This window comes from Streptomyces sp. NPDC018964 (assembly GCF_044390325.1).
Taxonomy (GTDB): Bacteria; Actinomycetota; Actinomycetes; order Streptomycetales; family Streptomycetaceae; genus Streptomyces.
Map to the genome: position 1 here is coordinate 349,155 of NZ_JBIRYZ010000001.1, position 20,634 is coordinate 369,788.

General features: G+C 73.4%; 18 protein-coding genes. 9 read left to right on the forward strand and 9 right to left on the reverse strand.

Annotated features, from left to right (window positions below):
* Position 1: 1 nt before the first annotated feature.
* The gene (locus ACH5AO_RS01490) at positions 2-1,495 is read left to right on the forward strand and encodes a tripartite tricarboxylate transporter permease (protein ID WP_398920593.1); all 1,494 of its coding nucleotides are present in this window, start codon (positions 2-4) and stop codon (positions 1,493-1,495) included.
* A gap of 346 nt (positions 1,496-1,841) precedes the next feature.
* On the opposite strand, the gene ACH5AO_RS01495 is transcribed toward ACH5AO_RS01490, so the two are convergent.
* Positions 1,842-3,683 carry a peroxidase family protein gene (locus ACH5AO_RS01495; protein WP_398920594.1) on the reverse strand — a complete coding sequence of 614 codons (1,842 nt, stop codon included), beginning with the start codon at positions 3,681-3,683 and terminating at the stop codon, positions 1,842-1,844.
* Between the two features lie 312 nt (positions 3,684-3,995).
* On the opposite strand from ACH5AO_RS01495, the gene ACH5AO_RS01500 reads away from it, so the two are divergent.
* The 3 genes from ACH5AO_RS01500 to ACH5AO_RS01510 all read left to right on the forward strand — a co-directional run bounded on the left by ACH5AO_RS01500 (position 3,996) and on the right by ACH5AO_RS01510 (position 7,872).
* The gene (locus tag ACH5AO_RS01500; RefSeq protein ID WP_398920596.1) at positions 3,996-4,859 is read left to right on the forward strand and encodes a leishmanolysin-related zinc metalloendopeptidase; all 864 of its coding nucleotides are present in this window, start codon (positions 3,996-3,998) and stop codon (positions 4,857-4,859) included.
* Positions 4,860-5,078: 219 nt separating this feature from the next.
* Positions 5,079-6,161: a GDSL-type esterase/lipase family protein gene (locus ACH5AO_RS01505; protein WP_398920598.1), complete on the forward strand. Its 1,083-nt coding sequence runs from the start codon at positions 5,079-5,081 to the stop codon at positions 6,159-6,161.
* 73 nt (positions 6,162-6,234) lie between these two features.
* The gene (locus ACH5AO_RS01510) at positions 6,235-7,872 is read left to right on the forward strand and encodes a cellulase family glycosylhydrolase (protein ID WP_398920600.1); all 1,638 of its coding nucleotides are present in this window, start codon (positions 6,235-6,237) and stop codon (positions 7,870-7,872) included.
* Between the two features lie 58 nt (positions 7,873-7,930).
* On the opposite strand, the gene ACH5AO_RS01515 is transcribed toward ACH5AO_RS01510, so the two are convergent.
* Positions 7,931-8,545 carry a class F sortase gene (locus tag ACH5AO_RS01515; protein WP_398920602.1) on the reverse strand — a complete coding sequence of 205 codons (615 nt, stop codon included), beginning with the start codon at positions 8,543-8,545 and terminating at the stop codon, positions 7,931-7,933.
* Between the two features lie 174 nt (positions 8,546-8,719).
* On the reverse strand, positions 8,720-9,295 hold the full coding sequence (locus ACH5AO_RS01520) for a hypothetical protein (RefSeq protein WP_398920604.1): 576 nt from the start codon (positions 9,293-9,295) through the stop codon (positions 8,720-8,722).
* Positions 9,296-9,547: 252 nt separating this feature from the next.
* On the opposite strand from ACH5AO_RS01520, the gene ACH5AO_RS01525 reads away from it, so the two are divergent.
* Both ACH5AO_RS01525 and ACH5AO_RS01530 read left to right on the forward strand, forming a co-directional pair.
* Positions 9,548-10,714, forward strand: a complete 1,167-nt coding sequence (locus ACH5AO_RS01525; protein ID WP_398920606.1) for an MFS transporter — start codon at positions 9,548-9,550, stop codon at positions 10,712-10,714.
* Between the two features lie 136 nt (positions 10,715-10,850).
* Positions 10,851-11,741: an SDR family oxidoreductase gene (locus tag ACH5AO_RS01530; protein ID WP_398920608.1), complete on the forward strand. Its 891-nt coding sequence runs from the start codon at positions 10,851-10,853 to the stop codon at positions 11,739-11,741.
* 134 nt (positions 11,742-11,875) lie between these two features.
* On the opposite strand, the gene ACH5AO_RS01535 is transcribed toward ACH5AO_RS01530, so the two are convergent.
* Positions 11,876-12,268, reverse strand: a complete 393-nt coding sequence (locus tag ACH5AO_RS01535; protein WP_398920611.1) for a MarR family winged helix-turn-helix transcriptional regulator — start codon at positions 12,266-12,268, stop codon at positions 11,876-11,878.
* Positions 12,269-12,570: 302 nt separating this feature from the next.
* On the opposite strand from ACH5AO_RS01535, the gene ACH5AO_RS01540 reads away from it, so the two are divergent.
* On the forward strand, positions 12,571-12,855 hold the full coding sequence (locus ACH5AO_RS01540; protein ID WP_398920613.1) for a DUF6332 family protein: 285 nt from the start codon (positions 12,571-12,573) through the stop codon (positions 12,853-12,855).
* Here the strand turns inward: ACH5AO_RS01540 and ACH5AO_RS01545 are convergent.
* The 3 genes from ACH5AO_RS01545 to ACH5AO_RS01555 form a co-directional block, all read right to left on the reverse strand.
* The gene (locus ACH5AO_RS01545; RefSeq protein ID WP_398920614.1) at positions 12,816-13,481 is read right to left on the reverse strand and encodes a response regulator; all 666 of its coding nucleotides are present in this window, start codon (positions 13,479-13,481) and stop codon (positions 12,816-12,818) included. The two genes, ACH5AO_RS01540 and ACH5AO_RS01545, sit on opposite strands and share 40 nt — an antisense overlap.
* Positions 13,478-14,740, reverse strand: coding sequence for a sensor histidine kinase (locus tag ACH5AO_RS01550; protein WP_398920616.1), 1,263 nt, complete (start codon positions 14,738-14,740; stop codon positions 13,478-13,480). The genes ACH5AO_RS01545 and ACH5AO_RS01550 overlap by 4 nt, the downstream gene beginning before the upstream one ends.
* Positions 14,741-15,276: 536 nt before the next feature.
* Positions 15,277-16,509 (reverse strand): geranylgeranyl reductase family protein, encoded by a 1,233-nt coding sequence (locus tag ACH5AO_RS01555; RefSeq protein WP_398920618.1) that lies wholly within the window; start codon positions 16,507-16,509, stop codon positions 15,277-15,279.
* 195 nt (positions 16,510-16,704) lie between these two features.
* Here ACH5AO_RS01555 and ACH5AO_RS01560 point away from each other — a divergent pair, with 195 nt between their 5' ends.
* Together ACH5AO_RS01560 and ACH5AO_RS01565 are read left to right on the forward strand one after the other, a co-directional pair.
* The gene (locus ACH5AO_RS01560) at positions 16,705-18,066 is read left to right on the forward strand and encodes a dipeptidase (protein WP_398920620.1); all 1,362 of its coding nucleotides are present in this window, start codon (positions 16,705-16,707) and stop codon (positions 18,064-18,066) included.
* Between the two features lie 79 nt (positions 18,067-18,145).
* Entirely contained in the window at positions 18,146-18,910 is a 765-nt protein-coding gene (locus ACH5AO_RS01565; RefSeq protein ID WP_398920622.1) for an MBL fold metallo-hydrolase, read from the forward strand.
* Between the two features lie 9 nt (positions 18,911-18,919).
* Here ACH5AO_RS01565 and ACH5AO_RS01570 read toward each other — a convergent pair whose 3' ends face one another.
* Both ACH5AO_RS01570 and ACH5AO_RS01575 read right to left on the reverse strand, forming a co-directional pair.
* A complete protein-coding gene (locus ACH5AO_RS01570; RefSeq protein WP_398920624.1) occupies positions 18,920-19,960 on the reverse strand; it encodes an NUDIX domain-containing protein in 1,041 nt (346 codons plus the stop codon).
* Between the two features lie 144 nt (positions 19,961-20,104).
* On the reverse strand, positions 20,105-20,296 hold the full coding sequence (locus ACH5AO_RS01575; RefSeq protein WP_398920626.1) for a hypothetical protein: 192 nt from the start codon (positions 20,294-20,296) through the stop codon (positions 20,105-20,107).
* Positions 20,297-20,634 lie beyond the last annotated feature (338 nt).

Here is a 20,634-nt window from a genome sequence, read left to right on the forward strand (position 1 = left end):
CGTGAACGCCCTCAACTCCCTCATGGACGGCTTCGGTACGGCCCTCACCCCGCTCAACCTGCTGTGGGCCGCCGTGGGCGTACTGCTCGGCACGGCGATCGGCGTGCTGCCCGGCATCGGCCCGGCGATGGCGGTGGCGCTGCTGCTGCCGGTGACGTACGGGCTCGAGCCGACCGGCGCGTTCATCATGTTCGCCGGGATCTACTACGGCGCGATGTTCGGCGGTTCGACGACCTCCATCCTGCTGAACACGCCCGGGGAGAGCGCGGCCGTGGTCGCGGCCATGGAGGGCAACCCCATGGCCAAGTCGGGGCGCGGCGCCCAGGCCCTCGCGGCCGCCGCGATCGGGCACTTCGCGGGCGGCATGGTCGGCACGGTCCTGCTGGTGGCGCTGGCTCCGACGGTCGCGGACCTGGCGGTGGACATCGGCGCGCCGGACTACTTCGCCATCATGGTGCTGGCGTTCATCGCCGTGACGTCGGTGCTGGGTTCGTCCCGGATCCGGGGCATGGCCTCGCTGCTGATCGGTCTGACGATCGGCCTGGTGGGCCTGGACCAGATGACCGGCCAGCAGCGGCTGACCTTCGGCTCGCTGCAACTCGCCGACGGCATCGACGTGGTGATCGTCGCGGTGGGCCTGTTCGCCATCGGCGAGGCCCTGTGGGTCGCGGCGCACCTGCGGCGCCGGCCGCCGGAGCCGATCCCGGTGGGCCGGCCGTGGCTGGGCCGCGGTGATCTCAAGCGCACCTGGAAGTCCTGGGCGCGCGGCCCGTTCATCGGCTTCCCGTTCGGGGCGATCCCGGCGGGCGGTGCGGAGATCCCGACCTTCCTGTCGTACGTCACCGAGAAGCGGCTGTCGAAGCACAAGGACGAGTGGGGCAAGGGCGCCATCGAGGGTGTCGCGGGCCCGGAGTCGGCGGCGTCGGCCTCGGCGGCGGGCACGCTGGTGTCGATGCTGACCCTGGGGCTGCCGACCACGGCGGTCGCGGCGGTGATGCTGGCCGCGTTCCAGCAGTACGGCATCCAGCCCGGCCCGCTGCTGTTCGAACGCGAACCCGACCTGGTGTGGGGCCTGATCGCCTCGCTGTTCGTGGGCATGGTGCTGCTGCTCGCCCTCAACCTGCCGCTGGCACCGGTGTGGGCGAAGCTGCTGCGCATCCCGCGGCCGTACCTCTACGCCGGGATCATGTTCTTCGCGGCGGTGGGCGCGTACGCGGTCGGCGGTGAGGTGATCGACCTGGTACTGCTGCTGATCATCGGCCTGATCGGTTTCGGCATGCGGAGGTACGGACTGCCGGTGCTGCCCGCCGTCATCGGCGTCATTCTCGGCCCGGCCGCCGAACAGCAGTTGCGCCGCGCCCTGCAGATCAGCGACGGCAGCGTCACGGGTCTGGTCGACACGCCGTTCTCGGTGGTCGTCTACGCGGTGGTCGTGCTGCTGCTGGCCTGGCCGCTGGTGCGCAAGGTGCTGCCCCGGAAGGGCGCCGACGCCTGATCGCTCCCGGCGGAGCGTGCGTCTCCCGGCGGAGCGGGGAAGGACCGCTCCGCCGGGTGCGCCCGCCGGACCCACCCGCAGCGGGGGACGCGCGACCACGACCCTCGAGGACGCGTCCACCCCGCGAGCGGCAACGTCACCCGGCGGCCCCGGGCACCGGGGCGTGCGGCGCGTCGCCGGTCGCGCGATGTGGTGGCTCGTCCGCGCCGTTGCCGCACGCGCTCCGGGCGGCGACGGCGTCTCGGCCGCGGTGGGCACCGGGCGCACCGCGGCCCGGCCGTCCCGGCCACGCCCGCCGCGGTGAGCCGGGGTTCCCTCTGCTCGCGGGGCCTGTCCGTCCGCCGTGTCAGGTGTCCGCCCCCGTGGCGGCGTGCCACGGCACGAAGGCGTTCGTCAGACCCGCCAGGGCCGGGCGCAGCTCCGGGTGGTGGCGCAGCAGCACCGTGATCATGCTGTTGTCGTCGATCCAGGCCAGGCCGGCCTTGGAATACACCTCGGGGGTGTAGTGGTCGGTGAAGAAGCGGTCGCTGTTCAGCCGGCGCGAGGCCATCAGGACGAAGACGCGGAACGCCGTGTCGCTGAACGCGAACCCGGCCGGCCGCCTCTCCGCGTACAGCCCGACCATGAGGTCGACCTTCTCGATGTCGCCGTCGTAGAGCCGCTCGATCTGCTCCGCCCACACCGGGTCGTCCGTCAGCTCGGCGAAGTCCGCCGCGGGCCGCAGCCGCAGCAGCCGCCGGAACTCGTTGTACCGGGGGACGCCCAGTTCGCGGGAGCGCAGGATGTCCGTGGCGGCGAGGTCCTGCAGATGCCCGTCCGGGCGCTCGAACTCCTGGAGGAACTTGGGAAAGTTGTGCAGGGTGACCAGTCCCGGGTGGAGCGTGCCGAAGCTGTAGAGCAGGTCGGCCGCCCCGGTGGTCCGCAGGACCTCCAGCGCGCCGGGCCCCGAGATGTCGCGGAGGGTGCAGTCCCGCAGGGTCCGGTCGTCGGTCACGGAACGCAGATGCCACGCGTCACGGATGAGCGGGTGCATCCGGTAGACGGCGACGAACTCCTCGGTGAGGGAGTACGGGACGCCGTAGTGGTCACGGGCGCCGCCGGGGATGCCGCTGACGACCTCGCCGCGGCTGATCCGGCCGAACAGGTCGTGCACGCGTTCGCCCGCGAGGCCCCACCAGTTGGCCCGCAGCGCCTTGACGGTCGTGGGGTGGCTGATCACCGCCGGCGTCCACTCCACGGTGTGGATCTTGGCGAGGAGGGCCGCGTTGACCAACCGGGCGCGCTGGAACAGCTCCTCGTCGGCCCACGACGGGTACGCGTCGTGCAGGTGGTCGCAGATCGCGTTGTGCTCCCGGGCGAACAGGTCCTGCATCAACGCGAGTCCCAGCCAGAACCCGGGCACGCGGGAGGAGTCCGTGGGCGACGGTGACCGCTCGTCGTCCCACAGACGGATCCTGCCCCTCTCACCGGTGCGCGTCAGCCGCTGTGCGGTCTCGTCCGCCCCGTAGATCTGTGAGGCGTCCCACCAGTGGGAGGAGACGTTGACACGGGTGTCGGGCGTCCCGGCGGGTGCCCGCGGGTCCCGGGTCGGGTCGTCCGGCGTCCGCATGATCCGCATGGGCCGTTCCGGCCAGGGATCGTCGTCCATGAGCGGTACTTCCCAGGGCCGCTCCGTGGGACTCGTGCCGTGGCTGAACCAGTCCCGGACCATGAACTGGAGCCAGGCGGCGACCAGCGAGTTGACCGACTCGGCCGGGATCAGCGCGTCGCGGGTGAGCAGGGCGCGGCTGACCTCGCGGGGATTCGGCCGGGACAGCACGTCCTCGGGGGTGGCCGGGCCGATCCTGTCCAGGGGGATGTTCCGGCCGAAACGGGTGCCCGCCATGCCCATGCGCGGCTCGTCGAGGTCGTTGTGGCTGCCGTCGGCGGTCCGGTCGACCCGGTGGCTCCCGGACGGCGGCCCGACGTCGGGCGGATTCACCGAGGGCAGGGAACCGGTGTCGTGGAGGTTCTCCTGCCGGAGCCTGACCCGCAGTCCCATAAGGGTCAGCAGACCCGGCAGGACGGGCAGCCGGTCCCAGCCGACGCGCCGGTCGACGTACTCGGCGCCGCCGGTGACGATCCGCCAGAAGAAGGACGTACGGTACCCGGCCGTGGAAGGCCGTCCGGCGCGTCGCTGCTCGGTCATCGTGGCGCTCCTTGCTCCGCCGCCGCTTCCGTCACCGCTCGTGGGGCGGTGGGCGCGGGAGGTCCCGGCGGTGGGCAGCGGGCCGGCGGCCGGGACGGCGGTGGTCGGCTCACGGCCGGGACCGGGGTGCCGGGTGAGCGGGACCGGGAAAGGGGAGGGCTCCGGCACGCCCCGCGATCCATGCTAGGAGGGGCCTCGCCCACCCGCACGCCGAGGACGGCGGCGTGACCGGCCGGCGCGCGCCACCCACCCGATCGGCCTAGTGTGGACGGAGGGGACGACTCGCCGTGGGGCCGACACGAGGAGAGCGCGATGGGCAGCGTCGCCACGAACACCTTCCCTACGTACCGGGCGGTCGCCAGTTTCGAGCGGGCCAGGGAAGTCGCCCGTACGACCTCGCCGTTCACCATCGAGGTCCGCTTCCTCGGCGGACTGACGAGCACTCAGCAGGACGCCTTCGCCACGGCGGCCGACCGCTGGTCCAGGGTCGTCGTCGGGGACCTGGACACCGCGCTCGTCGGCGGTGACGTCATCGACGACCTGCTGATCGAAGCCGAAGGGGTGGGCATCGACGGTCCCGGGAAGATCCTGGGGATGGCCGGGCCCACCGACTTCCGCGACGAGTCCGCCCAGTTCGGCCGGCTCCTGCCGGCGAAGGGCGTGATGAGGTTCGACTCCGCCGACCTCGCCGTGATGGAAGCGAACGGCACGCTGGTCGACGTCATCACGCACGAGATGGGACACGTCCTCGGCGTCGGCACCCTGTGGAGCGCCTTCGGCCTCCTCAAGGGCGCCGGCAGCCGGAACCCCACCTTCGTGGGTACGGGCGCGATGGCGGAGTTCGCCGCGCTCCTCGGCGAGGAGGACCCGGCCCCGGTGCCGGTCGCCAACTTCGGCGGACCCGGAACCCAGGACAGCCACTGGCGCGAGGCCGTCTTCGTCGACGAACTGATGTCGCCGTTCATCTCCGGTGCGCACAACCCGCTGAGCCGGATGACCGCGGCGAGCCTCGGCGACATGGGCTACCGGGTCGACCTCGAGGGCGCCGAGCCCTACGAGCTCCCGGACCTGCTCCACATCGCCAGGGAGGGCGCCCTCGTACCGCACACGGCTCCCCTGGGTGACGGCATGATGCTGCCGGTGGTACCCACCCGGCTCCCCGCCGCGACACCGTAGAGCCCTCCTCGCCCCGGCCACGACGGTCACCGTCGTACGGCTGTCGCGGCCCGACCCGCCCGGTCCTCTCATCGCACCCGGTGACGGAGAGATCCACGGCGCGGAGTCCTGCCTCCCGTGGCACCCACCTCGCCCCGACCTCTTGACGCGTCAATGACAACGATGGCTTGATGTTCCGCATGGGAGCGCTCCCACATCCTTCAGGGAAGGGGAACAACCATGCGCGACATCCGCCTCCTGTGCGTACGCACGCTTCCGTTACTCGGCCTGCTGGCCGCCCTGCTCCTCTCCGTGGGCGTGACCGCCGCCCCGGCCGCGGCAGCCGCGCCGGCGGCGGCCGACCCGGTGCGCGTCATGCCGCTGGGCGACTCCATCACCGGGTCGCCCGGCTGCTGGCGGGCCCTGCTGTGGAACCGGCTGCTGGACGCCGGGTACACGGACGTCGACTTCGTCGGCACCCTGCCCACGCAGGGCTGCGGCGTGGCGCACGACGGGGACAACGAGGGCCACGGCGGCGAACTGGTCACCAACGTGGCGGACCGGAACCTGCTTCCCGCACGACTGGCCGCGACACGGCCGGACATCGTTGTCATGCACTTCGGCACGAACGACGTCTGGAGCAACGTCTCCCCCGACCGCATCCTCGCCGCCTACACCAGGCTCGTGGCGCAGATGCGGGAGTCCGACCCGGACATGCGGGTCCTCGTCGCCCAGATCATCCCCATGAACCCCGGCACCTGCGCCGCCTGCGCCCAACGCGTGGTCGACCTCAACGCCCGGATCCCCGCGTGGGCCGCGGCCACGAGCACCGACCGCTCCCCGGTGACCGTGGTCGACCAGTGGACGGGGTTCGACACGGCCACCGACACCTATGACGGCGTCCACCCGAACGACGCCGGCAACGAGAAGATCGCCGCGCGCTGGTTCCCCGCCCTGGCCGCGCTGCTGGAGGCGGGCGTCCCCGGCGGCCCGGGCGAGCCCGGCGACGCCACCTGCACCGCGTCCTTCCGCGCGGTCTCCACCTGGCAGGGCGGCTACCAGGCCGAGGTGACGGTACGCAACACCTCGGCCGCGCCCGTCACGGGCTGGACGGTGACGGTCGTACCGGCCGACGGCGCCCGTGTCGGCCAGGTCTGGAACGGCACCCTCGGCACGGCCGCCGACGGCACGGCCACCGTCACCAACGCGAGCTGGAACGGGGCCCTCGCCCCCGGTGCGAGCGCCGCCTTCGGCTTCATCGCCACCGCCCCGGCAACCTCCTCGGCCCCGGCGGCGACCGTCGACTGCACGGCCACCTCCTGACGCACGGCACGGACCGACGTACGACGCGCGACGCACAGCAAGGACAGCCGACCGCACCTCCACTGGAGCCGCCATGAGACCCCGTACGCCCGCCTCCCCACGAGCCGTCGGCCTTCTCGCCGCCCTCCTGGGGCTCCTCCTCCCGCTCCTCGCCTCCACCACTCCGGCACACGCGGCGCCCACCGGCTTCCGCGTCGAGAACGGCCGGCTCCTCGAGGCGTCCGGGAACGACTTCGTGATGCGCGGTGTCAACCACGCGCACACCTGGTACGCCGACCGGATCGGCGCACTGGCGCACATCAAGGCCAAGGGCGCCAACACCGTGCGCGTCGTCCTCTCCAGCGGCGACCGCTGGACCCGCAACGACGCCTCCGACGTGGCGAACGTCGTCGCGCAGTGCAAGCAGAACCGGCTGATCTGCGTCCTGGAGGTGCACGACACCACCGGCTACGGCGAGCAGAGCGGAGCGGCCACCCTCTCCCGGGCCGCCGACTACTGGATCAGCGTCCGAAGCGCCCTGGCCGGCCAGGAGGACCACGTCATCGTCAACATCGGCAACGAGCCGTACGGCAACACCGGTTACGCGGCCTGGACGGCCGACACCAAGGCGGCGATCCAGAAGCTGCGCGACGCCGGGTTCGACCACACGCTGATGGTCGACGCCCCCAACTGGGGCCAGGACTGGGCGTTCACGATGCGCGACAACGCCGCCTCGGTCTTCGCCGCCGACCCGGACGCCAACACCGTGTTCTCCATCCACATGTACGGCGTCTTCGACACCGCCGCCGAGATCAGTGACTACCTGGGGCGCTTCGTCTCGGCGAAACTCCCCATCGCGGTGGGAGAGTTCGGCCACAACCACTCCGACGGCAACCCCGACGAGGACACCATCCTGGCCGTCACCCGGCAGCTCGGAATCGGCTACCTCGGGTGGTCCTGGAGCGGCAACGGCGGCGGCGTCGAGTACCTCGACATGGTCACGAACTTCGACCCGGACCAGCTGACCAGCTGGGGTGAGCGGCTCTTCGACGGTGCCGACGGCATCGCGGCCACCTCCGAGGAGGCCGCGGTCTACGGTTCCGGCCCGGGCGACGACACCACGGCCCCGACCGCTCCCGGCGCCCCGGCCGCCTCGGCGGTGACGGCCTCGTCCGCGACCCTCACCTGGGGCGCCGCCACCGACGCGGTCGGTGTCACGGGTTACGACGTCGTGCGGATCAGCGGCGGTGCGGAGAGCGTCGTCACCACGACGGCCGGCACCTCCGCCACCGTCACCGGACTCACCCCGGACACGGCCTACACCTTCGCCGTCTACGCCCGGGACGCCGCCGGCAACCGCTCGCAGCGCTCCGCCACGGTGACCGTCACCACGTCCTCCGGCGGCACGCCGGGGACCTGCGAGATCGGCTACCGGGTGACGGGTGAGTGGCCCGGCGGGTTCCAGGGCGAGGTCACCGTCCGCAACACGGGCGGCTCGGCGGTGAACGGCTGGACGCTGCGCTGGACCTTCCCCGCCGACCAGCGCATCACCCACATGTGGGGCGGTACGCCGACGCAGAGCGGTTCCGAGGTCAGCGTCGCCTCCGCCTCGTACACCGCGTCGATCCCCGCCGCGGGCTCGGTCAGCCTCGGCTTCACGGGCTCGCGGACCGGCGCGAACCCCAGCCCCACGGCGTTCAGCCTGAACGGCGCGGACTGCTCCGTGGCCTGACGGACCGCCGCCCGGAAGGTACCCTCCCCCTTCCGGGCGGCCCGCCGTTCCGGCCGGTTCAGACGAGGTGGGCGAAGACCACCAGGTTCTCGGTGTAGTCCTTGGCGGCGTGGTCGTAGGCCCCTGCGCAGGTGATGAGCCGCACCTGGGCGTCGGGGGTGTCGGCGTACACGCGCTCGTCGGGGAAGTCGTCCTTGTCGAAGGACTCCGTCTCGTCCACCACGAACGTCGCCTTGCTGCCGTCGGCGCGCAGCACCCGGAAACGGTCGCCCTCGTCGAGTTCGGACAGCCGGGCGAACACGGCCGGGGACGTCGCCGTGTCCACGTGTCCGGCGATGATCGCCGTACCGCGTTCGCCCGGGGAGACCCCCTCGGCGTACCAGCCGACCAGGTTGGTGTCGTCGGGCGGCGGCGGATCGAGCCGGCCCTTGCTGCCGATGGCGAGGTCGGTGAAGGGGGCGTCGACGTCGATGGCGGGGATGAGCAGCCGGGTCGGCTCGGACCGCGGCAGGTGCCTGACCGCCGGTTCACGGGTGGCGGGCTCGCCGGTGGCGGGGGCGGAGACCGCGGCTGCCGCGCGCGGCCCGTGGGCGTCGTCGGGAGGGTCTTGCCCGCCGCCCATCAGCGTCGTGGCCAGCACCAGGCCGGCTCCGGTCCAGAAGACCGCCGTCATGACGGCGCGCAGCCTCCGCCGCGCCGGCGGCGTCTGATCGGTTTCGAGGGGAGGAAGGGGACTGGCCGGCATCGAGGGGACCACCTCATTCGGACACGGCACACGGACGAGCGAGCGGGGCCGTCATGACGCGCGAGGCACGTACGACGGCCCCGTTATGGCGCCGGGCACGGCTCAGGCCACGCTCCCGGCGGCCTTCTTGCGGCGCAGCGCGTAGGCTCCGGCGCCGAGGGTCGCCAGTGCGGCCAGTCCGCCCGCGGTGACACCGGGCTCGGCGAGCCCGCCGCCACCGGTGTGCATCCCGCCGTGCGGCTTCTCCTTGTTCCACTCCTTGTCCTGCTTGCCGCCGTAGGACTCCTCGCTGTGCGAGTCGTCCCTCTCCTTGTACGTCTCGGGGTCGTACTTCGGGTCCTTGGCGGTGCCCCAGTCCTCCTCGTTCACGGCGGTCAGGGCCCCGCCGCCCGTGTGCACGCCGCCGTGCGGCTTGCCGTGCTCGTCGTACTTGCCGCCCTTGTCGTACTCCTTGCTCTCCTTCTCGTACTCCTTGCCGCCCTTGTCGTACTCCTTGTTCTCCTTCTCGTGCTCCTTGCCGCCCTTGTCGTACTCCTTGCTCTCCTTCTCGTACTCCTTGCTGGAGGAAGACTTGTCGTGCCCCCCGTCGCCCGACTGGTCGGCGTAGGCCGCGGGCGCGGCGATGGCGAGGGCCGCCGTGGCCGTCGCGGTGGCAAGCAGCATGCGGGCAGAGCGCATCTGAGAGTCCTTCCACAGGAGGCCGGGCGGCTGACGCCTCGTCAGCACGGATGTCCCGGGCTCCGGCATGATCCACACTCGGCCATGGCACCCGACCCCACCATCCGGGACGTTCACACGGGTTAACACCCCCACCCCTCCGGCGGCACACCGCCCGCGTCCGCCCCCCGTCCGGCCTCCCTTGCCCCGGACCGCACCGCCGCCTAGCCTGATTTTGTGCCGCCAATAAACAAAACCCGTTCGCACAGTGTGGTGCCGGGTACCGACCTCGTCCGGCTCCGCCTCGCCCTGACCGCCTTCTTCGCCCTCGACGGCTTCGTCTTCGCCGGCTGGGTGGTGCGCATCCCCGCCGTCAAGGAACGGACCGGCGCCTCCGCGAGCGCCCTCGGCCTCGCCCTGCTCGGCGTCTCCGCCGGGGCCGTGATCACCATGACGCTCACCGGCCGCCTGTGCCGCCGGTACGGCAGCCACCTCGTCACCGTCGTCTGCGCGGTCCTGCTCTGCCTGAGCGTCGGGCTGCCCCCGCTGACCCGGTCCGCCCTCGCGCTCGGCGCCGTACTGCTGCTGTTCGGCGCGGCGTACGGCGGGATCAACGTCGCCTTCAACAGCGCCGCCGTCGACCTGGTGGCCGCGCTGGGGCGGCCCCTCATGCCGAGCTTCCACGCCGCGTTCAGTCTGGGCGGCATGATCGGCGCGGGGCTGGGCGCCCTGGTCGCCGGTTCGCTGTCGCCCACCAGGCACCTGTGGGGGCTCGCCGCCGTGGGGCTGCTCGTGACGGCCGTCGCGGGGCGGGCGCTGATGCGGTGCGAGCCGCTGACCCCGGCGGGCGCGGGACGGACCGCGTCGGCGTCCGCCCCGCACCGGCCGGACCGGCGCACCCGCGCGCTGGTGGTCGTCTTCGGGCTCGTCGCGCTGTGCACCGCGTACGGCGAAGGGGCGCTGGCCGACTGGGGCGCGCTCCACCTGGAGGAGGACCTCGGCGCCTCACCGGGTGCCGCGGCCGTCGGGTACTCCTGTTTCGCGCTCGCCATGACGGTCGGGCGGCTCTCCGGGACGACGCTGCTGGAGCGGCTGGGCCGGACCCGTACCGTCCTCGCGGGCGGCTCCACCGCGGCGGCCGGCATGCTGCTCGGCGCGCTCGCGCCGTCCCTGTGGGCGGCCCTGCTCGGTTACGCGGTCACCGGCCTCGGGCTCGCGAACCTGTTCCCCGTGGCCGTCGAGCGGGCGGGCGCGCTCGCGGGCCCCGGCGGGGTCGCCACCGCCTCCACCCTGGGCTACGGCGGCATGCTCCTCGGCCCGCCCGCGATCGGCTTCATGGCCGACTGGTTCAGTCTGCCGGCCGCGCTGACCAGCGTGGCCGTACTGGCGGCGGTGGCCACCGTCATCGGCTTCGCGACCCGCCGCGTGGACGCGGGCTGATCCCGTACGGCCCCGGCCGTTCGGGCGGTGGTGGGGGCGGGGCGGATGGGGCGCGCGGTACCGGGGTACCCGGGTGTCGGCGTCCGCCGGTCCTCCGCCGACGGGCGCCGACCACTCGACCGCCCCTCCACGGACCATGGGAGAGACCGTGACCGAGCAGCAGAATCCCGTCGAGCAGCACCCGACCCCCGACTTCCCGTCCCAGGACCAGCCGCATCCCGGCTGGACCGGTCCCATGGACCCGCCGCCGGACCACGGGGAGGACTCCTACCGGGGCAGCGGCCGGCTGACGGACCGCACGGCCGTGATCACGGGCGGGGACTCGGGGATCGGCCGGGCGGTCGCCCTGGCCTTCGCCCGCGAGGGCGCCGACGTGGTCTTCACGTACCTGGACAGCGAGAAGGACGACGCCGCCGAGACCGCGCGGTGGGTGGAGGAGGCCGGCCGGCGGGCCGTTCCCGTCGCGTGCGACGTGCGGGAGGAGGAGAACTGCCGGGCGCTGATCGACCGCGCGGTGTCGGAGTTCGGCCGGACCGACATCCTGGTGAACAACGCGGCGTACCAGATGTCGCAGCCCGACGGCATCGAGGCGATCTCCACCGAGCAGTTCGACCGGGTGATGCGGACCAACCTGTACGGCATGTTCTGGCTGTGCAAGCTGGCCGTGCCGCACATGCGGGAGGGCGGCAGCATCATCAACTCGGCCTCCGTGCAGGCCTACAAGCCGAGCCCGCACCTGCTGGACTACGCGACCACGAAGGGCGCCATCGTCACGTTCACCCAGGGGCTGGCGCAGATGCTGATCGAGCGGGGCATCCGGGTCAACGCCGTGGCACCGGGGCCGGTGTGGACGCCGCTGATCCCGGCGACCCTGCCGGACACCGCGGAGTTCGGCAAGCAGGCGCCCATCGGGCGTCCGGCCCAGCCGGCCGAGATGGCTCCGGCGTACGTGTTCCTCGCCTCGCAGGAGGCGTCGTACATCACCGCGGAGATCGTCAACGCGACGGGCGGAACCCCGCTTCCGTAGGTCCGGGCAGGCGTCCGTACGGCAGACTCCCGCCCATGGACACTGCCGGGTTCCTCGAAGTACTGGAGAAGGAAGGTCGGTGGCCGGCCGCTCTTCGGCGGGAGACGTCCGCCGTGGGCTGAAAGCCCCGCCGGTCAGCCGTCGGAGAGCATCCGGGCCAGCACCGCGCGCTGCACGGGCAGTACCTCGCCGTGCAGCGCGCGCCCCTTCGCCGTGAGCGACACCCGCACCCCCCGCCGGTCCTCCGGGCACCTCCCGCGCTCGGCGAGGCCCTCCTTCTCCAGCCGGGCGACCAGCCGGGAGAGGGCGCTCTGGCTCAGATGGACGTGTTCGGAGATCTCCTGGACGCGGTAGGAGCAACCGCCCGGTCCGGAACCCTGCGCGAGGATGTCGAGGACCTCGAAGTCGCTGGCGCACAACCCGTGTCCGTGCAGGGCGCGGTCGATCTCGCACTGGGTGCGCGCATGCAGCGCGAGCACGTCCCGCCACCGTTCCACGAGCGCCTGTTCGGCCTGCTTCGCCGCCATGGGCGCACCGTAGCAGGCATGCGCGCGCGAGTCTCCCGAGCACACCTTCTCTCCACTCACCGCCCCGTCCCCGACGGACGCCGGCCCCGGTCGCGGGGCACCCCGCCGGGGTTCCGCGCCGCGGGGAGAGGCCGGCCCGTGGCGTGGCCGCGTCCACGGACCGGCCGGGAGACGGGGGCGGCACGTGTCGGCGCCCACGGCCGGGGGGGGGCGTCTCCGGTGCGTGCGTCCCGGCCGGGCTCCTTGCCCACCGGGGCGCATGCCTGTTTGACTCCTCGGGTGGCCGGATGCGGGGGGCGGGCGTGACGGAGTACAGGGGACGGCGGAACCAGGCCGAGCGGGACGCGATCACCGTGGAGACCGGGTACGCGCTGTGCAGCGCGGCGTTCGCGGCGGTGGTCGTCCTCGGGGCGGTGGCGGGGCCGGCCCTGCTCTTCTCGCTTCCGGGCCTCCTCGAGACGGTGCTGCGCCACACCGGAACCGTGCTCGCGGCGGTGCTGTTCGCCGTCCGCACGGTATCCGTGCTGGTCCGGTTCCGGCGGACGGCTCAGCCCAGCCAGCCGGGCCGCACCAGTCCCGACTCGTAGGCCAGTACGACCAGTTGGGCCCGGTCGCGGGCGCCCAGTTTCACCATGGCGCGGCTGACGTGGGTCTTGGCGGTGAGCGGGCTGACGACCAGGCGGCGGGCGATCTCCTCGTTGGACAGGCCGATGCCGACCAGCGCCATGACCTCCCGCTCCCGCTCGGTGAGCCCGGCGAGGGCGTCGGCTGCGGCCGGTTCCTTGGAACGGGCCGCGAACTCCGCGATCAGCTGGCGCGTCACCCCGGGCGACAGCAGCGCGTCACCGTCGACCACCGCCCGCACCGCGCGCAGCAATTCCTCCGGCTCGGTGTCCTTGACCAGGAAGCCCGAGGCTCCCGAGCGGATCGCCTCGAAGACGTACTCGTCCAGCTCGAAGGTGGTGAGCATGACCACCTTCACGTCCCCCAGGTCCTTGTCTCCGGTCACGCGGCGGGTCGCGGCGAGACCGTCGAGCGCGGGCATGCGGATGTCCATGAGCACGACGTCGGGCCGCAGCTCGCGGATCAGCCGCACCGCCTCCGCTCCGTCGGACGCCTCCCCGGCCACCTCGATGTCCGGCTGCGCGTCCAGCAGCGCGCGGAATCCCGCCCGGACCAGTGACTGGTCGTCGGCGAGCAGTACGCGGATCACCGGTCCTCCTCGGCCTCGATCGGCAGTACGGCGAGTACCCGGAACCCGCCGTCGGGGCGCGGGCCCGCCTCGATGGTGCCACCCAGCGCGGCGGCCCGCTCCCGCATCCCGGCGAGCCCGCTCCCGCTGCCGCCCGCGTCGGCGCCGGTGGCGGGCCCGTCGTCGTCGACGCGCAGCCGCAGCCGCCCCCCGCCCCGTTCGATCCGCACCCGGGCCTCGCGCGAGCCCGAGTGCCGTACGACGTTGGTGAGGGCCTCCTGGAGGATGCGGAAGGCGGCCAGGTCCGCGCCGGGCGGCAGGTGCGGCGGCTCCCCCTCGACCGTCACCGTGAGGCCCGCGCTCGCGGCCTGTTCCACCAGCTCGGGCAGCCGGTCCAGACCGGGCGCCGGGGCGCGCGGCGCGGCGCCCGGCGCGCGCAGCGTGTCGAGCACCTGGCGCACCTCGCCGAGCGCCTCCTTGCTCTGGGCCTTGATGGTGGTGAGCGCGCTGCGCGCCTGCTCCGGGTCGCTGTCCAGCAGGGCGAGACCGACGCCCGCCTGCACATTGATGACGGAGATGCTGTGCGCGAGGACGTCGTGCAGTTCGCGGGCGATCCGCAGCCGCTCCTCGTCCGCGCGCCGCCGCGCCGCCCGGGCCCGCTCGGCCCGCTCCCGCGCCCACTGCTCACGACGGGTCCGGGCCAGTTCCGACACCGCCACGAGCGCCACCACCCAGGTGGCGATCACGATCTCCCCGTTCCAGGAGGCGGCCGCGTCACCGGACGGCGGCAGCCACCGGTACAGCAGCTGAGCGATCAGCGCGTGCCCCGCCCAGAAGGTCCCCATCGCCGCCCAGGAGGCGTACCGGTGCCCGGAGACGGCGGCGCTGAAGCAGGCCACGGCGACGGTGAGGAACACCGGCCCGTACGGGTATCCGGCGCCGGTGTAGAGCAGGACGGCGGCGACCGATCCGAACGCCACGGGCACGGGGTGCCGCCGTCGCCACAGCAGCATCGCCCCGGACACGAGCAGCAGCACCCGTGCGGCGGGGTCGAGGGCGACCCGCCCGCCCTCCTGGGCGTGGTCGGCGAAGCCGGAGCCGACCAGCACGAACGCGGTGAGCAGCACGGTGGAGCGCCAGGGCCACCGGAGGCGCCCGCGCTCGCCGTCCTCGTCGGCGCCACCGGCCCGGCCGTGCGGGCCGTACCGCCATGGCCGGGGCGGCCGCACGGGGCGCCGCCACCCCGGCGGCCCGCCGCCGGGGCCACGCTGCTCGTCCATGTCCGCCACGCTGGACGCCCGACGCCCCGGCCGGCGTCAGCCCTGCGTGGTGATCACACGTACTCCCGGTGAAGTACCTCCACCGGCGCGTCGGCCTCCCGGGCCCGGGGGGCCGGGCTGCGGTCGCTGCACGCCCGGGTGCTCCGTCAGGATCCGGCGCTGCTGCCCTCGCCCCCGGTTCCGGCGGTCCGAGGTGCCGGGCTCCGTCCGTCCCCGTCCTGCCGCGGCGGTGCGGGCGGGGCGACCCGCCCACACCGGAGGAACGCCCCGCGGCCGTCCGCACGGTTCCGGGCCACCGGCCGGACGGCGACGAGGGCCGGGCCGGTCCGCCGCCCGGCGGGCCTCGCGGAGAACGCGGCGAGGACGCGGTCGGCACGGGAAACGGCCGGAAACACACTCCGGATCACCGTCAGGAGCCGTCCTCGTCACCCCCGGACCGCCGGTCCAACACCATCAACGCCCGGCCGACCCCACACAGGACACGGCGACGACACGACCGGCACGGGAAACGGCCGGGAGCGCGCTCCGGATCACCGTCAGGAGCCGGCCTCGTCACCCGCGGGCCGCCGGTCCAGCGCCATCAGCGCGCGGTGCGCCAGCGGGTGGGTGCGGACCAGCTCGCCGAGCGTCGTCGAGCCCTGGGTGATGTCCTTGAACGCCTTCCAGGCCGGGCGGAAGCCGGTGAGGACCGCGTGGAACACCCCCGGCCGCCGTTCGAACGCGGCCAGCATCCGCTTGCCGACGCTCATCTCCACGCCGAGCCCCGCCTTCACGGCGAAGGCGTAGTTCAGCGCCTGCCGGCGCGTGTCCACCGCGTCGTGCGCCTCGGCGATCCGCACCGCCCACTCCCCCGCCAGCCGGCCCGAGCGCAGCGCGAAGGAGATGCCCTCGCGGGTCCACGGCTCCAGCAGCCCGGCCGCGTCCCCGCACACCAGCACCCGCCCGCGCGACAGCGGCGAGTCGTCGGCGCGGCAGCGGGTCAAGTGGCCGGAGGAGATGCTCGGTTCGAAGCCGGCGAGGCCGAGCCGCCCGATGAAGTCCTCCAAGTAGCGCTTGGTCGCGGCGCCTTCACCGCGCCGCGAGATCACGCCGACGGTGAGCGTGTCGCCCTTGGGGAAGACCCAGCCGTAACTGCCGGGCATCGGGCCCCAGTCGATGAGCACCCGCCCCTTCCAGTCCTCGGCGACCGTCTCCGGCACCGGGATCTCCGCCTCCAGGCCCAGGTCGACCTGGTCCAGCTTTACGCCGACGTGGGCCCCTATGCGGCCCGCGCTGCCGTCCGCGCCGACCACGGCCCGCGCGAGCACCGTCTCGCCGCCCTGCAGGACGACGGCGACCGTGCGCCGGTCCGGTACGGCCGAGCCGTGCTGCTCCACCCGCTGCACGGCGGCGCCGGTGCGCAGCTCGGCGCCCGCCTTCTGCGCGTGCTCCACGAGCTGCTGGTCGAACTCGGGCCGGTTGATCAGTCCGAACAGCATCTGCCGGGAGCGGCGGGTGCGGCTGAAGCGGCCGTTGTTCGAGAACGTCACCGCGTGCACCCGGTCCTTGAACGGCAGCTCGAAGCCGGGCGGGAGCGAGTCACGGGAGGGGCCGATGATGCCGCCGCCGCACGTTTTGTAGCGCGGCAGCTCCGCCTTCTCCAGCAACAGCACGCGCCGTCCCGCGACCGCCGCCGCGTAGGCGGCCGAGGCCCCCGCGGGTCCCGCGCCCACCACGACGACGTCCCACACCTGCTGTACGTCGTCCGCCGAAGAGTTCTCGCTGCTCACGATGGTCTACTGCTCCCGATCCAGCCGCCTGCCGCTGATGTCCTCCCGCATCCTACGGCGGCGGTCACCGAGGCTCGCTGTGGGAGGATCGGCGGCGTGGGTGCCCCGTACACGGGTCCTCACGCACACCGCGCGATCATCTCGTACGAAGATGTCCGCGGAAGTTCCAACGTCGCACCCACAAGGAGCGTGCCCATGTCGTCGAATCCGGTCGCCGAGACCGTCGCCTCGCTGATGCCCAGGGCGAAGGAGGAGCTCGCCGAGCTGGTGGCCTTCAAGTCGGTGGCGGACTTCGGCCAGTTCCCGCGCGAGGAGAGCGAGGGTGCCGCGCGCTGGATCGCGGACGCGCTCACCGCCGAGGGTTTCCAGGACGTGGCCCTGCTCGACACCCCGGACGGCACGCAGTCCGTGTACGGCTGCCTGCCGGGCCCTGAGGGTGCGAAGACCGTGCTGCTGTACGCGCACTACGACGTGCAGCCGCCGCTGGACGAGGCCGGCTGGGCCACCCCGCCGTTCGAGCTGACCGAGCGCGACGGCCGCTGGTACGGGCGCGGGGCCGCCGACTGCAAGGGCGGCGTGATCATGCACCTGCTGGCGCTGCGCGCGCTGAAGGCGAACGGCGGCGTCCCCGTGCACGTCAAGGTGATCGTCGAGGGTTCGGAGGAGCAGGGCACCGGCGGCCTGGAGCGGTACGCCGAGGAGCACCCCGACCTGCTGACGGCCGACACCATCGTGATCGGCGACGCGGGCAACTTCCGCGCCGGTCTGCCGACGGTCACCTCCACCCTGCGCGGCATGACGCTCGTCCGGGTGCGGATCGACACCCTGGAGGGCAACCTGCACTCCGGCCAGTTCGGCGGGGCCGCGCCGGACGCGCTGGCCGCGCTGGTGCGCGTACTGGACTCGCTGCGCGCCGAGGACGGCAGCACCACCGTCGACGGGCTGGCCGGCGACGAGACGTGGGACGGACTGCGGTACGGCGACGAGCAGTTCCGCAAGGACGCCAAGGTGCTGGACGGTGTGGAGCTGATCGGTTCCGGTACGGTCGCCGACCGCATCTGGGCGCGCCCCGCGGTGACCGTGCTCGGCATCGACTGCCCGCCGGTGGTCGGCGCCACGCCGTCGGTGCAGGCGAGCGCCCGCGCGCTGATCAGCCTGCGGGTGCCGCCGGGCGTCGACGCGGCCGAGGCGACGAAGCTCCTGTGTGCGCACGTGGAGGCGCACACGCCGTGGGGTGCGCGGGTGAGCATCGAGCAGATCGGCCAGGGGCAGGCGTTCCGCGCGGACACCACCAGCCCGGCCTACCAGGCCATGGCCGACGCGATGGCGGTCGCGTACCCGGGCCAGGAGATGCAGTACGCGGGCCAGGGCGGCTCGATCCCCCTGTGCAACACCCTCGCCGCCCTCTACCCGGAGGCGGAGATCCTGCTCATCGGCCTGAGCGAGCCGGAGGCCCAGATCCACGCGGTGAACGAGAGCGTCTCCCCCGACGAACTCGAGCGGCTGTCGGTCGCGGAGGCGCTGTTCCTGCGTACCTACGCGTCCGGCGCGCGCTGACGGCCGCGGGGAGCGGTCCGCCGCTCTGCCGACGGCAGAGGCCCCGTCCGCGGGCGGGGCCTCGTCCTACGGTCGTCCCATGGACGTCGTAGAGCTCCACCCCCGCCTCCATCTCCTGCGCTTCCCCGTCGGTCAGGCGTACCTCTGGCGCGACGGCGGGGAAGGGCACGAGGAGGAGCTGACACTGATCGACGCAGGGCCCGCGGGTTCCGGGGCGGCGATCGCCGGGGCCGTGACCGCGCTCGGCCGGCACCCGCGGGACGTACGCCGCGTGGTGCTCACCCACTTCCACGAGGACCACGCCGGCGGGGCGGCCGAGGTGGCGGCGCTCACCGGTGCCGAGGTACTGGCCCACCGGCTGGACGCACCGCACGTACGCGGTGAGGTTCCGGGTCCGCCCCCTGTGTTCGAGGAGTGGGAGCGGCCCCTGCACGAGCGGGCGGCGCGGCTCCTCCCGCCGGGGGACTTCGAACGCCCGGCCAGGATCGTGGAGTTGGCGGACGGTGACGTTCTCGACGTGGGCGGCGGGGCGCACGTCGTGCACGTGCCGGGACACACGCTCGGCAGCGTCGCGCTGCACCTGCCCCGGTACGGCGTGCTGTTCACCGGCGACACGGTGGCCGCCTCGCCGGTGGACGGCACCGTGATGCCGGGCGTGTTCAACCTCGACGGCCGGCGGGTCCTCGCCGCCTGTCGCCGGCTGGCCGCTCTCGACGCGGAGGTGGCCTGCTTCGGCCACGGCGAACCGGTGGCCGAAGGCGCGGCCCGGGCACTGCGTGCGGCGGTGGACCGGGCGGACAGGGGCGCGGCGGAAACCGACGGGGCGGGCCGAATCCTGGACTGACCGACGGCCTCAGCCGACCGGCACCCCGGCCTCCAGGTACACCGCCTTGCCGCGTTCCCGTGCCCGCAGGGCCCGGCGCAGCCGTTCGTAGCGGACCGGGGGCAGCAGATCGGCGGCCTCGGCCTCGGAGGCGAAGCGCCAGCCGCGCAGTTCCGGGCCGGGCAGCAGGAGGCGTCCGGCGGCCGCGGAGTCGAGGCGGCCGCCGTCGAAGAGCAGCCGCAGGCCGCCGAATCCGGGCGGCGCGGGCGGCTCCCAGTCGACGACGAGGAGCGCCGGTACGTCGTCGAGGCGGATCCCGGTCTCCTCGGCGACCTCGCGCATGCCCGCACGCGCGGGGGCCTCACCGCGTTCCACGACCCCGCCCGGGAACTCCCAGCCCGGCTTGTAGGTCGGGTCGACGAGCAGCACCCGGTCCTGCTCGTCGAAGAGCAGCACCCCGGCGGCGACCGTCTCGGCGGTGGGCTCGGGCGTCTGCACGATGTCGCAGGCCGGCACCTCCCCGCTGCCGACCGCCTCGGCTATCCGCCGGGCGGTCTCGTAGGGGCTGAGGGTTCCGCTGTCGACCGGGTAGGCGTCGGCGGTGAGCCAGGCGGCGAGGGCCGCCTTGTACGGTTCGATGTGGTCGTACGACCATTGCCGGACGCGTATCTCGCCGTCGGGGAGGTCCGCCGGGAGCTCGCGAGCGGCTATGCGCTCACGCAGGATCGTTTCCGCCGGGGCGAGGAGGACATGCCTCACCGGTATGCGCCGGGCGGCCAGCCCGCCGAAGATCTCGTCGCGGTACTCCTGGCGCAGCAGGGTCATGGGGACCACGAGGGTCCCGCCGAGCTCGGCGAGCATCGCGGCCGCCGTGTCGATCACGAGCCGTCGCCAGATCGGGAGGTCCTGGAAGTCGCCGACCTCGGCGAGGCACTTGGGCGGAAGCAGTTGTTCCAGTGCTCCGCCGATGACCTCGGGGTCGAAGAGCGTGCTGTTCGGGATCAGCTCGATCAGTTCGCGCGCGGTGGTGGTCTTTCCCGCCCCGAACGCCCCGTTGACCCAGACGATCACGTTTCCCCCTCTTCCGTTGGCCCCCTGTGGCTTGCCCGCTCCACCCTGCCACGGAAACCAGATCCGGTTGAGAACGCGCGAGAACGGCGCCGGTGCCCCTGTCGTCCAGGGGCACCGGCGCCGTACGGCCTGCCGTGGGGCTCGTCAGTCCTTGTCGCCCCGGTCGATGTCCAGCTCCACGGTGTTGTCCTCGGCGACGGTCCGGTCGAGGGCGCTGAGGGTGTCGTCGACGCCGAGCGGGGCACCCCCGTCGGCGGCCGCGTGCGACGGGGTGACGGCCGCGACGACGAAACCGGTGGCGAGGGAGGCGATGGCCAGCATGCTGCGCTTCTTCATGCCCGGCACAACTGCCGGAACGGCCCCGGGGTCACGCACGTGTTCCCGGACCACCCGGTGGCCGTCACGGCGCCGCGCACGACAGGCCGCCGCGAGGCCCCGGACACCGACGACCGGCCGGGAAGCACCCGACGGCAGACTCCGGACACCGGCACCCGAACGCCACGACGCCCGTGCCCGGCCCGGAAGGCCCCCGCACCCCGCGCCACCCACGACCCCGGCATCCGAACCGCCGGTTCCGGCCACGCACACCCGGCCCGCACCGAACACACCCACGCCCGGCCCACCGGTCCGGACACAGAACCCGGACCACACACCGAAGACACGCACACCCGGCC